Below are 15,951 nucleotides of genomic sequence, written 5' to 3' on the forward strand. Positions count from 1 at the left end.
ACCACTACAACTATACATTCACATATCAAAAATTTTATTAAGACACAACAGCAATTTTCTAGAAATACAACACTTCTACTAACCCAATAATTGATACTTTTATTAGTTTAATTATTTTACACAGCCTTAAAAAAATTACCATTATAACTGTACATTCACACATCAAAAATTTTATACAAGACCCAACAGCAATTTTCTAGAAATACAACACTTCTATTAACCCAAATAATTGATACTTTTATCAGGTTAATTATTTTATATAGCATTTAAAAAATTACCATTATAATTGTACATTCACACATCAAAAATTTTATACAAGACCCAACAGCAATTTTCTAGAAATACAACACTTCTATTAACCCAAATAATTGATACTTTTATCAGGTTAATTATTTTATATAGCCTTAAAAAAACTACCATTATAATTGACATTCACACATCAAAAATTTTATACAAAACTCAACAGCAATTTTCCAGAAATATAACACCTCTATTAACCCAAATAATTGATACTTTTATCAGGTTAATTATTTTATATAGCATTTAAAAAATCACCATTATAATTGTACATTCACACATCAAAAACTTTATATAAGACACGACAGTAATTTTCTAGAAATACAACACTTCTATTAATCCAAATAATTGATACTTTTATCAGTTTAATTATCTTATATAGCCCTATACCTATAAAAAACCACATGTAAACAACTCATTGAAAAATACTTATTTAGAATCACAGTAGCATTACAAATTTACAAAAAGAAACTTATAAATACCAATAGTAAAAATATTACCTATAGTAACCCATTAAACATACATCAGAGCATAGTAACAAACCTTGAGTTCAACATTGGAACATTAAGTTAAGAGCTACAGCGTTTTTACTACTATAAAATCAACACTACTACTACATAAATTACCTTTTACAATTAAACATACAACAAACTATAGGAATGCAGTATATTTTGCTGACATCTATAACAAAATCGTATTATCTTTATGCTACATTAAGTTTAACATTTTACTTATAACGACATAAGTATATACCTTACTAACCATACCAACACTGATAAGTACAAAGTAATAACATATTCAAAATTACCTTTTATAATTAAATATACAACAAACTATAGGAATACAGTATATTTTGCTGATAAATCCATAACAGAACTGTATTATCTTTTGCTACATTAAGTTTAACATCTTATTTATAACGACATAAGTATATATACCCTACTAACCATATCAACGCTGATAAGTACCAAGTAATCACATATTCAAGATGATCATTTCTAACTTTCAATGGAACATTAGCTGTTATACCATCAAACACTACTGCATTACCAGCCCATATTATACAACTCTCTAAAGGTATATTAATGTGTTTCATCATATTTTCTATATCAAACCAGAACCACACGTTAGCATTAACGTCATTTTTTACAAACCATCCAACCTTTTTGTTACTATCACAATATAAAATTCCTTGAATATTCTGTTGAGTAGTATTGTTAATTTCAAGCTTACTTGTCTTATCTAACACTGTACCCTTGTTGACTAATATATATCTACCATCATTTAAATGAAAAGGTTGCAATACATAATAACCTAATGTTCCTGCAAAAACAAAAAATCTATAATCATTATCAAATGTACCATTTACTTCTATATTTTTATAATTTTGTTTTACTAAATCATGAACTGATAATTTAGTAGATGGTACCTGCATAGCATGGATAATATTGGTTTTTTCTTTTAGTCTAAATATTTGCCATGTACCAAGAGAAATCATTATAGAAAAGGGGATGACAAAAACAATAATTAGTTTTAACCACATATCATTTATTCTGTAAATACGCTAACATATTAGACTATAACGTTCATACTATAACAAAAATACAAATTTTCATTCTATGAAATTATCAGAAAAATTTTATTCTACTACATTGAATGACAAACATTATATTACAAATTACAACAGTGCTAAAAACAATCAAACTATACTTTCTCACAAATCTGCACGGTAGAAAAATTATAGAAACTCATACCATTAAACTTTTCCTATATTTCGTTACATCGAATAACAAATATTATAAATATATAGTAATATGCCAAAAATAGCATACAAACATTACATCAGTTTATATAACCTCCTTTTATATGTTCATACTATACAAGAAAAAAAATAATCTACTTTAATATCTAAAAAAATATACAATAGCAAAACTAACATTAACAATTTTATGAGATTTATTACTTATAATAAGCTAAACTACATTGTCAACCTATACAAGTATACTATGAAGCATTGTATAAAACACACTTTTACAGTTTTAATAATATATACATTACTTTTGAACACTAATATATGTTTTGCCCATACGACAGATCAAGATAATTTTTTTACTGTAAAACGCACTTCTTATACTAAAGAAGATTTTGTAAGCTTCATAGTAAAATGTCATGCTAAAGGAATACCTTTAGATTTCAAGAAGGAATTCGGCAATAATTTATCTGGAGCAGATTTTAGTGATCTAGACCTTCGAGGATCAGTATTTGATAACGTTAACCTACTACATGCAAATTTTACTAGAGCTAACTTATCCAATTCCACTTTTATAGATTCCAATATGCAAGGAGCATCCTTCATTAATGCAAACTTAAGTAAATCCAACATAAAAAATTCAAACTTAAATTTTGCCAATTTCACATCTGCAGATTTACAAAAAACTACAATTACACAATCAAAAATCAACAATACAAACTTTAGTTACTCAGACATGCGCTTTTCTATTCTAACAGAAGTCAATGGATCCCTTGCAAACTTTTCTGAAACAGAATTAAAACTAGTTTCAATATTCAACTCTAATATAGAAAAAGCAAATTTTCATGACATTGAAGGTGAAAATATAGTAATCCAAAATTGTAATTTACTAGATTCAAACTTTTTTGGAGCAAATTTAAATAATTCAAAAATTCAATTTTCAAATCTCACAAATACTATCCTATACGCAGTAAATCTAGATTCATCAGATATAACAGGAAGTAACCTAAGTAATAGCAACATGGAAGTATCAAATATTTCTTTTGCTAATTTTCACAATGCTAATTTAAGCAATACAAACATGCATCTTGTAGATGCTCATTATACAAATCTTAATAATACAAATTTACATAAAGTTCGTATGAGTGATGCAACTCTAATTGGAGTAAATTTAAATCATGCTGTGTTATCTAACGCAGATTTGAGCAACGCAGATTTAAGCAATGTCAGCATAGAAGAATCAGATATGCAAGAAATACTTCTTGACTCTACTAATATTACAAGAACGAATATGAAGCATGCTATTTTAAATAACGCAACTATTAATAATACAGTTATTTCAAATTCTGACCTTACGATGACATTAATAAAAGATTCTAAATGGAATAACTCTAGTATCTATTCAAGCAAATTAACCTCTGCAGTTATAGATAACAACATTATTAAACATGGTACATATGATAAAGTAAATGCAACAAATACATTATGGTCTAATTCAACAATAGAAGATAGCAACATAATTTTCTGCAATTTTGAATCTGCAATATTCAATAATGATAAAATACATAAAGTGAGCTTTTTTACAAATCACTTAGAATCCGCAAAAGTAGAAGATTCAAACATAGTCGGATCTAGCATTTACAAAAATACTCTCACCAATTTCATAATTAATAATTGTGACATTAAAAATACAATCATTATCAACAATAAGAATTTTGTACCAACAGAATTTTCTAAACAGGCAATTACATCTATTACAGCTTTACAAGACGCTATCACAAACAATAAAGTATTTGATGTCAATTTTTCTAATTTTGATTTTAGAAAAATAAACTTAAACAATGCAAATTTTTCAAACTCTATATTAAAGAATGCAAACTTTTCAGGATCACAATTAGAAAACGTAAATTTTACTAACACAAATCTACAATCTTCTCAATTTGAAAACTCACAACTTAAAAATGTAGATTTTTCTAATGCAAATTTAGAAAACGCGAACTTATCGAACAGTAAATTAAATGATATCAACACATACAAAACAAATTTGCGTCACGTAAAAACTGACAATACTCAGAAATAAATAAAGATTTAAACTTATACACTAAAACAACATCAAATAATTTTATAGATTGTAATAACATATGATTCAGTTACATATCTTCAACTATCGCAAATCTACCATGATGCGCAATATCAAGAAACGTAAATCTTGATCTAGTAATAAACGCAAATTCTATTGCTTTACTATATTGACTAATATTCCATCCAATATGCTCTGGTTTATTGGGACAACCTATGTTAACCAGCATGTCTTTTAATAATATATCAGATAATGTTTTCTCTGTAATTTTTTCAACAATAAAAGACCACTTATCCTTAATCAAGCTATTCAAATAATCCGCCTTTTGTTGATTAATAAACTTTTGAGCAAGTATATCACAATACTCTTGAGTATACTGCATATGAAAACACTGTTTTATATCTTCATCATTTATCAATGTAGGATAAAACCTTGGTACTGATTTCAAAATCCTATGTTGTAAACATGTCATAGTTGACATACTTACACCTATTAATTCACCATGAAAGAAATGCATATCATCTTGTAAAAGTTCTATGGTACTAGCAATCATATGTTCACCCTGACTAGCAGATTGACTTCCGCCTACAATAAACATACCCAATCCTGATAAGAGCAAAGCTTGCATTAAAAGCATAATACTATACTCATCATGTTTTATTAACCCTAGATAATCGTTGATTAATGCATTTTCACTTCTTTTGCTAATTAAAAACGGCAATTCAGTATATTCACTACCTAACAACAAATGTGATAATAACCAATCTGCCTGTACTGTAGATCTACAAATAAAATCAGCAAAACCACTTATTATTAATCTTTGGGGAGCATTTACAATAATATCAACATCTATATATATAGCTTCAGGTAAATGAGCTTGTAATGATTTTTTATGTCCATTGTTTAATACTATAGATGCATTAGATGAAACATATCCATTCATAGAAGGAGCTGTTGGAAATGAGATATAGCGCTTATTTGTAATGTAACTTACATATTTACAAATATCATTGATTGTACCACTACCAAAAGATACTAAAACATCTGAATCCCGAGATTTCTCTTTAATTAGTTCCACTAATTTTTGAGAAGCACAAGACCAACGAGGAATAATAAAATGTGCAACACTATTAAATACAACCTTGTTCAACAGAGGAGCAAGATTAACATCTGTAACTATGAAACCACTATTACCATACTGTTTAATTATATCGCATATATTGTCACTGATTCTCTTACTAATACGTATACTCTTTATTGCATTAACTACTGACTCCAACTTACAAAAACTTTCATCAACTAGAATCTGCTTTAAAAATTTATCATACATAATAAAGAAACAACCAATGTGTTAATTATTATATATCTAATAAGCTCATAATACAAAAAAACATTCTATTTATTAAAACAGTACATCATAACTTATATTGCTTTCATACAACCAATCTACATAAACAAGCGATCATTTCTTATATAACAGGAATTGGTATATATTGTTATAATCTTAATATATAATCTTCAACAACGACAGGTTATAATACTAGCTACAAAACTATCTAATTCCTACAAAATATTAAGTTGTTACCACAACAACATATAATTTTAAAACAAGGAATAACTTATAATAGCTAACTACAACATCTATAATTTCTTTTATATCATAAAATACTATACACACCTATCCTAAAACTTAAAAAAGAAATCATATAATTTTTTATAGTCACATAACTCCAATTGACTAACTGTCTGCAATTGATATGATTAAGTATAATATTCTTTAATAATATCGTGTTTGTATGGAGCATAAATGTCAGCAAACCCCTTAGATCAGTTTAAAATTTCGACTATATTTAAGTTGCCTAGTATTGGTGGGTACAATATAGATTTCACCAATGCATCACTGTTTATGGTGTTATCTACACTTATAATCTCCCTTTTCTGCTATATTGGATTAAGGAAAGAAAATATCCTTCCAAATAGTATGCAACTAATCATTGAAGCAATCTACAATTTTATCGTTTCAACAATAGAAAGTAATGTAGGAAGAAAAGGATTACAATATATCCCCTTGGTTTTCACAATATTCACATTCATTGCAACATGTAACCTATTAGGTGTCCTACCACTAGGATTTACCGTTACTAGTCACATTGCCGTAACATTCGCAATATCCATGGTTGTATTTATCAGCGTTACAGCAATAGGGTTTAAGCATCAGGGAATACATTTTCTACGTATACTATTACCAAAAGGTACCCCAGGTTGGCTAGCTCCAATGATGGTATTTATTGAGTTGTTTGCATATTGTGCACGTCCTGTAAGCTTATCAATACGTCTTGCTGCTAATATGATAGCAGGACATACCATAATCAAAGTAATAGCAGGATTCGTAATAAAAATGAACATATTTCTCACCCCTTTGCCTATGGCTTTCATTATCATTTTAATTGGGTTTGAAATATTTGTTGCAATATTACAAGCATACATATTTACAGTGCTAACTTGCGTATACTTATCAGATGCGATCAACGAGCACTAAATTTTATCAATTGACTTCACATGTTGATGTACTTATAATACGTTTAACTTTTTATAAAGGTAGGAGTATATGGAATCTTTGAAGTTTATTGCTGTAGGGTTAAGTGTTTTTGGTATGGTTGCTTCTGCTCTAGGAGTAGCAAATATATTTTCTACCATGCTTAACGGTTTAGCACGTAATCCTGAAACAGAAGATAAATTAAAAAAATACGTTTATACCGGTGCTGCTCTAGTTGAAGCTATGGGTCTATTCTCTTTTCTTTTAGCGCTATTATTAATTTTTGTAGCTTAGCATAGATCATGGATACAATACCACAATTAGACATAACATCTTATCCTTCTCAGTTATTTTGGTTCTTTCTATCTTTTGGTATTTTATATTTTTTGATCAGCAAGAATATTATACCAAAACTTGAAAATGTTTTAAAAAAAAGGTATACTGTTACGATAGACTCTGTAGATTGTGTTGAAAACAATTTAATTCTCGCACAAGATGAGTTAAAAAAGCAGTTATCTAACCTAGAAGAAGCAAAAGCTGAAGCAGATAGGATTATCAGTTCTGCTCTTCAAGAAGTAAAACGCACTAATGCAGATTTAATAGTTTTATTAAATGAAGAAATACAAGGGATGTTTAGTATAGCAGATGAATATATGCATAACTTAAAGCGCCAAACAGAACAAGAGTTAATAGATCTTACGTGCGAAATAGCTTCAATGTACTACAATAAAATGCTAGGTACTGCTGAATATGTTGATAAAGATAAGTTACGCGATATAACTACTAGATTATACAAGGAGAAAATATGATATCCACATATTTTATTACCAACATTGCATTTTGCATCGGAGCCTTGTCAGCTTTTTGGCCATTATATAGGAAAATCAATCAGCTTTTATCTTCAATGTCAAACAAGGTGAGAAGGGAGGTTATGTTACCTTATGATATCCAAAAACAATCTAAAGATTTATTGGATAGTGCATTAATTCAAAATTATGAAATTGAAAAAACCATAGCCGAAGTTCTAAAGACAGCAAATGAAGAATACAAACTTATTATTGCATCCAACAAAAAAGATATTGAGAATATTATAGAAAAACATCTTGATGCAGCTGTACAAAGAATATCTGATCAAGCATCAGCAATGGTTCAATCACTAAAGCTAAATACCGTCGATATTGCAGCCAGTGCCGTTCAAGAGTTAATCAAAGAATACAATGAGCATCAAAAACAGGATAATGGTGGTGTTATTTCTACAATAGATCGCGACCTTAGAAAAAAATTACACTGAATTTTCAACTTTTACTGACACGAGTTTTAAAATTTTTTGTAGTATGCTACCTTTTTTAGTCATGGTCTTCTTTTTACCATATACTCTATTGACAACCAATAAAACTGTACCTATAGCTGCAGAAAAAGATGGGTTGTATTTATAATCATCAGTAATACCTTTTAATTCTACAGGCAAACCTATTCTTACTTGCCTTTTAAAGACGTTGCTTGCGACTTCTTTAACATTAGTTAACTGACTAGAACCACCTGTAATTATTATCTTATTAATCAAGTGTTTTTGCTTAACTACCCTACTTTTTACTATATCAAAGATTTCTTCTACTCTTAGTCTAATTATTTTCCCCAAATCAGAACGTACAACTGAAATAACCTCATCTTCACCAACATCAGCTTCTATTATACCATTTTTATCTGGAGACACTAACATAGCATCACCGTATAATACCTTTATACGTTCAGCATCTTTAACACTAATACATAATCCATATGCAATATCATTAGTAATATGAATACCACCTAAAGGTATACTATCTGTATACATTAATTTTCCCTTACTAAAAATACCAATAGACGTATATCTACCCCCTATATCCACAACCATAGATCCAAGTTCTTTCTCATCATCAGCAAGACACGACAATCCTGAAGTATAAGGCTCTGCTACACATCCAACTACATTTAAATCACTACAATTAGTAATACAGTTTTCTATATTCAACAATGCAGACTTTGAAGCAGTCACCACATGCATACTAGCTTTTAACTTACTTCCATATAATCCTTTTAACTCTGTAATATTATTCAAATCATCAAGGCGGTATACTACTGGTATATTATGAAGTACAACTTGTTCATCTCGACACTTATCATAAGTTTGCAGCATAATATTTCTGATATCAACATCTGAAACTTCATGCATCATTGCATCAATTTCATTAACAACACTCATAGAACTAATATCACACCCAGATACATTAACAAAAACCTGGCTTATTACTGGTTCCTGTGCCATTTCTTTCGCTGATTCTATACAAGATAATATTGAACACTTTGCAGATTCTATATCAATAATAGCTCCACCACTGATCCCTTCTGCAGCTTTATATCCTATCCCAACAATCTCAAAATCATTGTTATGAGAAATTCTAACTATAAAACAAACTATTTTTGTAGAGCCAAGATCTACAACAGCAAAGGTACCACTTCCTGGATCTGTAATAGTAGCAGAATATAACATACAACATATACGATAAATGATTAAAAATTTATAGTATTACTAACTCTAAGTACTCAATGTTATATCCTTACAAAAGAATATCAAGTTTTTTTCAAATTTAAATACACAAGTAAACCTAGGTTTAATATTTTCAACAAACATACCTTCTATGTGCAAATTGACTAAACATTTTAATCAACATAATACTTTACTAATACAAAAACTAGCAAATATATTACACACCTTACAATAGAGCTATGCTAACTCCCCCCTTATAAGCCATTCACCATAAATATACACAAATAAAATGTTACTAAATACTTTTATAACACCAAAAAAGATTAGAATATCTTTACTTAAGGTAACAATAATAATAACTTACACTGTTAGGTTCACCATCAAACAGGCCATTCACTATTAGATACGCACAGGCAAAAAATTGTATAATTCCAACTTTCTCATCAACATCAAACAAGACAAAAATAATTTTACTAAAGGTAACATATAATAATAACTAACACTTAGACTCACTATCAAACAGGCCATTCACTATTAGATACGCACAGGCAAAAAATTGTATAATTCCAACTTTCTCATCAACATCAAACAAGACAAAAACACTTTTACTAAAGGTAACATATATAATACTAACACTTAGACTTACTATCAAACAGGCCATTCACTATTAGATATGCACAGGCAAAAAATTGTATAATTCCAACTTTCTCATCAACATCAAACAAGACAAAAACACTTTTACTAAAGGCAACATATAATAATACTAACACTTAGACTTACTATTAAACAGGCCATTCACTATTAGATATGCACAGACAAAAAATTGTATAATTCCAACTTTCTCATCAACATCAAACAAGACAAAAACACTTTTACTAAAGGTAACATATATAATACTAACACTTAGACTTACTATCAAACAGGCCATTCACTATTAGATATGCACAGGCAAAAAATGGTATAATTTCCAACCTTCCCATTAACATCAAACAAGACAAAAACACTTTCACTAAAGGCAACATATGATAATAATTAGCACTTGGACCTACTATATCTCCCATCCCAGGTCCTGTATTACTAAAAGCAGCAGCTACTGTACTAAAAGCAGTAATAAAGTTAACTCCACTACTAGATATAAGTATGCATCCTATAAACAATACAAAAACATATAAAAAAAAGAATAGCCCTATGTCTCCTATAAAATTTTTACTAACATATCTCCTATTATATCTAATAGTACTTGTCCTAGAATGATGCAGAAGATCACTAATATAAGCATTGAAAGCTTTCAATAACAACATAATTCGATAAACCTTAATACCACTATTAGTAGAACCACTACACCCACCTATTAGCATTATAAAAACACCAAAAACAGAAAAAAAATGCCAATTACTATAGTCATAATTGATAAAACCCGTAGAAGTACTTAAGGAAACAACTGAAAATGCAGAATATCTTAACACGTTAGGCAAAGAATAACCTGCCGTTATTTCATCAAAATAGCAATTTATTGCAGATATTATTATAAAAAGAAAAAGAATTATGCCAAAAAATATTACTTGTTCATCATAAAAGCATTGCTTTGTAATAACCTTTACATAGAGTATCAATGGACAAGAACTTAATAACATAAATATTATTGCTATCACCTCAATATACACATTGTTAAAATGTTGTAGAGAATCATCATAATTAGAAAAACCACCAGTAGATACAGTTGACATCGCATGACATATAGCATCAAACCATGACATCCCAGCAATCCAATATAGCATTGAACACAAAATGATTAATAAACAATATATAGCAAAAATATACATTGATGATCTAACAATGCCATATTTAAATTTTCTAGATTGATCAGAAGATTCAGAGCGATATAACTCATGCAAACTCACAACTTTCAAGCAAGGCAATAGAAAAATACCACTTACAATAATACCTAATCCTCCTATTGCATTTAGCAAAGACCTCCAAATTAAAATACCTGGAGACTGATTTTGCAAATTAGTTAATATTGTTGCACCAGTAGTAGTTAAACCAGATACAGATTCAAAAAAAGCATCTATATAAGCAATCTTATCTTCAAAAACAAATGGTACTGCTGCTATTACAGAAAGCACAATCCATACAACAGTTGTTACAATAAAAACTTCTGTCTTTTTTAAATTAGATAATCTTCCAATAGAAATACATATCAAACTAAAAAACAAAGTAAAAAGACATGCACAAAAAAAGTTTTGCCAGATATATCCAGTACAATAATCCACTGCTACTGGAATAAACATAAGTAGAGAAAAAATTAAACAAAACACTCCTATAATAAAAATTATACTACGTAAGCTCTTATACATGACATACATTTTTTGATGAATGTACACTTGTAATATAGAACCATTAACACATAATTAATGACATTTGGTATCAATAATTTGTGCAGAAGAATCTAATCTTAAATGCATATAATATTCGAACACTATAATCCTGCCCAAACACATTTTTGTGTACAAGGTTACTAACAAAGTAACTTATGACATTCGGTATCAATAATTTGTACGGAAGAATCTAATCTTAAATGCATATAGTATTCGAACACTATAATCCTGCCCAAACACATCTTTGTGTACAAGGTTACTAACAAAGTAACTTATGACATTTGGTATCAATAATTTGTACGGAAGAATCTAACCTTAACATGCAATAATATTATCTAACACTATATGCCCAAACACATCTTTGTGTACAAGGCTATTAACAATGTAATTTATGACATTTGGAACCAATAATTTGTACGGAAGAATCTAATCTTAAATGCATATAGTATTCGAACACTATACCTGCCCAAACACATCTTTGTGTACAAGGCCATTAATAATGTAATTAATGACATTTGAACACAGAAATCTGCAATGAGAAATCTTAAACTTAAGCACTTGATCCAATTATATCTAAATATGTACACACCTCTTTCAGCACTATATATCAAACGTAATTAATAACATTTACACCTAAACAGTTTTCAATACAATAAACCTATATACTATATTGCACTACTAACAACAATAACATCGGTAATCTTTTCACTATATCAACAAGCTCAAATTCATATGCATTATATTCTCAGTCAACCACAAGCAATCTATCAAAAATCTAACATAGAATATTGTTTTTAAAAATTCTAACTAACAGTGTTAATATTAAGAAATACTGCTAATACAAAATGAGCATTACAATTCTCTAATACATACTCTACATACATGATATACAATAAACAGATACTTCTCAAACAAATACAGATTCTCCACTAAATCCATCATACATTTCAAAATTAATAACATTTTTACTACTAGACTGTACAAAAACTCATAACTATAATAATGTGACCTTGGAAAGGTGGCTGAGTGGTCTAAAGCGCACGCCTGGAAAGTGTGTATGCAGTAATCCTGTATCGAGGGTTCGAATCCCTCTCTTTCCGCCATGTGTTTTTATTATTGGGGATTAATGATAAATTTAGGGCTGTTATTTCAAAAAAAAATTCAAAACTTGAATGATAATTTTGCAATTGCAGTTTCTGGTGGAATAGATAGCATGACACTATTACATTTATCAGCACGATACTGTAATAAGAACACCCCTATAGTATTAACAGTAAACCATGGCTTGAGACCTGAAGCAGCACAAGAAGCATTGTTTGTATTTCAACATTCACAGAATTTAAACTTAAAATGCCACATACTAAATTGGCATGGTAAATTACCAGAAAGTAATATACAATCTTCTGCTAGACGAATACGATACAAGTTATTACTACAATGGTGTAATGAAAATAGAATAAAATATTTAATGGTAGCACATCAGAAAAATGATCAAGCAGAGACTATTATGATTAGGTTAGAAAGAGGAAGTGGGTTAGACGGATTAGCTGGAATGCAAGAATACACATACTTAAATGGTATATGTATACTTAGGCCACTCCTAAGTGCTAGCAGGACAGAATTATTACAATATGCAAACAAAAACAATATTACTTGGATAAATGATACTAGTAATAACAATAAAAAGTACAAAAGAACCCTATACCGCAATATGTTAGAAATAACAGATAATCCTGAAGTATTAATTAATAGACTTTACACAGCATCAGAACATATAAAAAGATCTCTAAATTGCATCTTACATTATGTAAGGTTAGCTACTGACCAATGTTTAGAGTTTACCAACCTAGGACATATTAATATAAAACTAGATATATTTTTAACACTACCAGAAGAAATATCAATAAGGCTTTTAACATACTCTATCATGTCTATTGGTCAACAAAAATATAAGCCAAGGTATAGCAAACTTAGTAATATATTTTCTAAAATAAAAAATAATAAACACAAGATAGCTCAAACTTTATGTGGTTGTAAAATCACAACAAATCATAATAACATTATCTCCATTACTAGAGAGGTATCAGCAATACAAGAACTCACTATTAACTCTGCTACAAATATAGTAATAGAATGGGACAATAGATTCAAAATAAGTATTGTCAATTCTAATGCTGACAATGTTACTGTTTCTAGTTTAAATAATAATTATATTCCAGAAGAGCTAAAAAAGTTACACAGAGAAGCAGTACGTTGTTTACCTATACTAAAACATAAAAATAAAATTGTTGCTTACCCCCTACAAAATAATAGTAATAATAACTATATTGATCAAGTAAAGTCATCTATTATAATAAAAGAGGTGTTGGTCAAACAAAATTTTATCAATTTAACTTACAGTGAATTTATCAGCAAGGAGCCTCTGCTATGAGAAAAATAATTGAAGGGTTAGCAATTTGGATTATAGTAGTTGTTCTGGTTGCTGCAGCATATGTTCAATTTAATGATAAAATCATTAACGGTAATACCATCAAATTGCCATTCTCAGAGTTTTTAAACAAGATTGATAATAATGAAGTCGAAAGCATTAATATAGGCGAACATAATATTACTGGAAAATTGAAAGATGGTTCTAAATTTCAAACAACTGCCATAGTATACGACAGTTTAATAAAAACATTACATAATCAGCAAGTGACTTTTACTTTTTTACCTGAAGATACATTCTTTGGGGTATTAAGTAACATATTGGTATCCTGGTTCCCTATGTTATTACTTGTTATAATATGGTTTATATTCCTCAAACGTATGCAAATAGGAGGTAACCGCACTATAAACTTTAGCAAATCACGAGCGAAATTAATGACCGAAAATCGTAATAAAGTAACTTTTAACGATGTAGCAGGTATTGATGAAGCTAAAGAAGAATTAATCGAAATAGTAGATTTCTTGAAACACAGACAAAGGTTTCAAAAATTAGGAGGTAAAATACCAAAAGGATGCTTATTAATAGGTTCACCAGGTACAGGAAAAACTTTATTAGCACGAGCAATTGCAGGTGAAGCAAATGTTCCGTTTTTTAGTATATCTGGGTCAGATTTTGTAGAAATGTTTGTAGGTGTGGGTGCAAGCCGTGTGCGCGACATGTTTGAACAAGGGAAAAAAAATGCCCCATGTATCATATTCATTGATGAGATAGATGCTGTAGGAAGACACAGAGGAATTGGCTTAGGTGGAGGAAATGATGAACGCGAACAAACATTAAACCAATTACTTGTTGAAATGGATGGATTTGAATCTAATGAGGGAGTAATCATCATCGCTGCAACTAACCGTCCAGATGTATTAGATTCAGCACTTCTTAGACCAGGAAGATTTGATAGACAAGTTACTATTAGCATACCTGATATTAACGGGCGAGAAAAAATAATTAATGTACATATCAAAAAAGTACCTACAGCACCAGATGTCAATATTAGAACCATTGCACGTGGTACTCCAGGATTCTCTGGAGCAGATTTGGCAAATCTAGTAAATGAAGCAGCACTAATAGCAGCAAGACTCAACAAAAAAATTGTCACAATGAGTGATTTTGAGTATGCAAGAGACAAAGTTATGATGGGAGCTGAAAGAAAATCACTAATGATGACAGAAGAAGAAAGAAGGCTAACAGCTTATCATGAAGCAGGACATGCTATTATCGCATTTTTCACAGAAGCATCCGATCCTATACATAAGGCAACAATCATTCCAAGAGGAAGAAGTTTAGGGTTGGTAATGAGACTACCAGAATCAGATCGTGTCTCTCATACAAGGGAAAAAATGATTGCAGATTTGACAGTAGCAATGGGTGGAAGAGCTGCTGAGGAATTGATTTTCGGATACCACAAAGTAACAAGTGGAGCATCATCAGACATAAAACAAGCAACAGACCTTGCAAAAGCCATGGTTATGAAGTGGGGAATGAGCGACAAAGTAGGTCCGTTATATCACAATGACGATAAAAATGACACTATTTCTAATAACTTAGCAAATTTGATAGATGAAGAGGTCAAGCTTATAGTAACATCTGCACTTGAAAGAGCAAAAAGCCTATTAAATGAGCATTTAGAATCATTACATATAGTTGCTAAAAATTTATTGGAATTTGAGACTCTAACTGGAGAAGATATCAAAAATATAATAAATGGTAAAGAACTGACCAAAGATGATATTGAGGAATCTCAGGTTTTAAAAAGATCATTCGCTTCAAAACAGTAATCTACCCCTTATTGTAAGACATCTGTTTATCATTGGATAAAGCTTAAAGCCACCGTGTTGCTGATAGGTTAGCATCTACTAAAATACCAAAAGTCTCAACTGGAAAAGATATAAATACCACTT

General features: G+C 29.6%; 11 protein-coding genes and 1 tRNA gene. 8 read left to right on the top strand and 4 right to left on the bottom strand.

Annotated features, from left to right (window positions below; translation table 11 throughout):
- Positions 1–1,207 precede the first annotated feature (1,207 nt).
- Positions 1,208–1,840 (bottom strand): SURF1 family protein, encoded by a 633-nt coding sequence (locus tag ECH_RS04390; protein ID WP_011452989.1) that lies wholly within the window; start codon positions 1,838–1,840, stop codon positions 1,208–1,210.
- A 517-nt stretch (positions 1,841–2,357) separates the two neighbouring features.
- On the opposite strand from ECH_RS04390, the gene ECH_RS04395 reads away from it, so the two are divergent.
- On the top strand, positions 2,358–4,127 hold the full coding sequence (locus ECH_RS04395) for a pentapeptide repeat-containing protein (protein WP_226988402.1): 1,770 nt from the start codon (positions 2,358–2,360) through the stop codon (positions 4,125–4,127).
- 70 nt (positions 4,128–4,197) lie between these two features.
- On the opposite strand, the gene ECH_RS04400 is transcribed toward ECH_RS04395, so the two are convergent.
- Positions 4,198–5,457, bottom strand: a complete 1,260-nt coding sequence (locus ECH_RS04400; RefSeq protein ID WP_006011618.1) for an iron-containing alcohol dehydrogenase — start codon at positions 5,455–5,457, stop codon at positions 4,198–4,200.
- A 477-nt stretch (positions 5,458–5,934) separates the two neighbouring features.
- Between ECH_RS04400 and ECH_RS04405 the strand changes: the two genes are divergently transcribed.
- From ECH_RS04405 to ECH_RS04420, 4 genes are all read left to right on the top strand, one after another.
- Positions 5,935–6,666 (top strand): F0F1 ATP synthase subunit A, encoded by a 732-nt coding sequence (locus ECH_RS04405; protein ID WP_006011616.1) that lies wholly within the window; start codon positions 5,935–5,937, stop codon positions 6,664–6,666.
- Between the two features lie 69 nt (positions 6,667–6,735).
- Entirely contained in the window at positions 6,736–6,957 is a 222-nt protein-coding gene (locus ECH_RS04410) for a F0F1 ATP synthase subunit C (RefSeq protein ID WP_006011614.1), read from the top strand.
- An 8-nt stretch (positions 6,958–6,965) separates the two neighbouring features.
- Complete coding sequence (locus tag ECH_RS04415) at positions 6,966–7,472, top strand: ATP synthase subunit B (protein ID WP_011452993.1); 507 nt, start codon at positions 6,966–6,968, stop codon at positions 7,470–7,472.
- Entirely contained in the window at positions 7,469–7,954 is a 486-nt protein-coding gene (locus ECH_RS04420) for a hypothetical protein (protein ID WP_006010297.1), read from the top strand. The genes ECH_RS04415 and ECH_RS04420 overlap by 4 nt, the downstream gene beginning before the upstream one ends.
- On the opposite strand, the gene ftsA is transcribed toward ECH_RS04420, so the two are convergent.
- Both ftsA and ECH_RS04430 read right to left on the bottom strand, forming a co-directional pair.
- Positions 7,946–9,193 (bottom strand): cell division protein FtsA, encoded by a 1,248-nt coding sequence (gene ftsA, locus ECH_RS04425; RefSeq protein WP_006010295.1) that lies wholly within the window; start codon positions 9,191–9,193, stop codon positions 7,946–7,948. The genes ECH_RS04420 and ftsA overlap by 9 nt on opposite strands.
- Positions 9,194–10,086: 893 nt before the next feature.
- Complete coding sequence (locus ECH_RS04430; RefSeq protein WP_011452996.1) at positions 10,087–11,547, bottom strand: TrkH family potassium uptake protein; 1,461 nt, start codon at positions 11,545–11,547, stop codon at positions 10,087–10,089.
- Between the two features lie 1,033 nt (positions 11,548–12,580).
- Between ECH_RS04430 and ECH_RS04435 the strand changes: the two genes are divergently transcribed.
- The 3 genes from ECH_RS04435 (at position 12,581) to ftsH (ending at position 15,828) form a co-directional block, all read left to right on the top strand.
- Positions 12,581–12,671: transfer RNA gene (locus tag ECH_RS04435), tRNA-Ser, on the top strand.
- Positions 12,672–12,694: 23 nt separating this feature from the next.
- Positions 12,695–13,999, top strand: a complete 1,305-nt coding sequence (gene tilS, locus ECH_RS04440; RefSeq protein ID WP_011452999.1) for a tRNA lysidine(34) synthetase TilS — start codon at positions 12,695–12,697, stop codon at positions 13,997–13,999.
- Complete coding sequence (gene ftsH / locus ECH_RS04445) at positions 13,996–15,828, top strand: ATP-dependent zinc metalloprotease FtsH (RefSeq protein WP_006010304.1); 1,833 nt, start codon at positions 13,996–13,998, stop codon at positions 15,826–15,828. Before tilS ends, ftsH begins: the two co-directional genes overlap by 4 nt.
- Positions 15,829–15,951: the final 123 nt, after the last annotated feature.

Origin of the sequence: Ehrlichia chaffeensis str. Arkansas (genome assembly GCF_000013145.1) — a bacterium.
In the GTDB taxonomy this organism is placed as follows: domain Bacteria; phylum Pseudomonadota; class Alphaproteobacteria; order Rickettsiales; family Anaplasmataceae; genus Ehrlichia; species Ehrlichia chaffeensis.